Origin of the sequence: Streptomyces sp. IBSBF 3136, from assembly GCF_036815105.1 — a bacterium.
Lineage (GTDB): Bacteria > Actinomycetota > Actinomycetes > Streptomycetales > Streptomycetaceae > Streptomyces.
This window is the reverse complement of sequence record NZ_JAJSZC010000484.1, coordinates 1-833: the sequence shown is the minus strand read 5'-3', so window position 1 is coordinate 833 and position 833 is coordinate 1. Positions and strand designations below refer to the sequence as shown.

Below are 833 nucleotides of genomic sequence, written 5' to 3'. Positions count from 1 at the left end.
CCCCGGTGGCGGGCAGGCGCCCCCGCCCGGCGGCTGGCAGCCACCGCCCTACGGGGGCGGGCAGCCGCCGCCCCCCGGTGGCGGCCCGTACGGCGGCGGTGGCCCGTACGGCGGCGGTCCCCACGGTGCCGGTGGCCAGGGCTACCCCGCTGACCCCCTCGCGGGCATGCCACCGCTCGCCGACAGCGGCAGCCGGACCCTCGCGCGGATCATCGACATGATCATCGTCGGGATCGTCGTGTGGCTGCTCACCCTGGCGTTCGGCGTCCGCGCGTACACCGTCAACGGCACCGGGACCGAAGTGGCCCGGTCCATCGGGCAGTCCATCATCGCCGCGGTCTGTTACGTCGCCTACGACACCTTCCTGATCGCCAGGACGGGGCAGACCCTCGGCAAGAAACTGCTCAAGATGCGGGTGGCCAACCTGGACAACGGCTCCACCCCCGCGACCCGGACCTCGCTGAACCGGGCCCTGGTGCTGTGGCTGCCGTTCGCCTTCTGCTGCGCCTGCGTCTGGACGGCGATCTGCGGCGGCTGGAGCTTCTTCGACCGGCCGTACAAGCAGGGGCTGCACGACAAGGCGGCCAAGACGGTGGTGGTCAGCACCCGTTGACGGGCGACCGCTGATCACGAGCCGGTGGTCACTGGACCGGCGGCTCGCGACACCGGCGGGTACGAGAGCGGCGGTTCCGGGACAGTCACGGAACCGCCGCTCTCTTACGTGCCGGCCGGTCCGGTCAGAGGGTCGTGGGTACGCGTTCCTGCTCGCGCGCGCCCTGGGGGGGGGGGGGGGGGGGCGCCCGGCCCGGGGGTGCGGGTGGGGTGGTGGGGGT

At 73.7% G+C, this 833-nt stretch carries 1 protein-coding gene; it reads left to right on the top strand.

The window, feature by feature from the left end:
- Positions 1 to 613 (top strand): RDD family protein (locus V7E45_RS40365; RefSeq protein ID WP_333779259.1); only part of this gene is annotated, 613 nt, incomplete at its 5' end.
- Positions 614 to 833 lie beyond the last annotated feature (220 nt).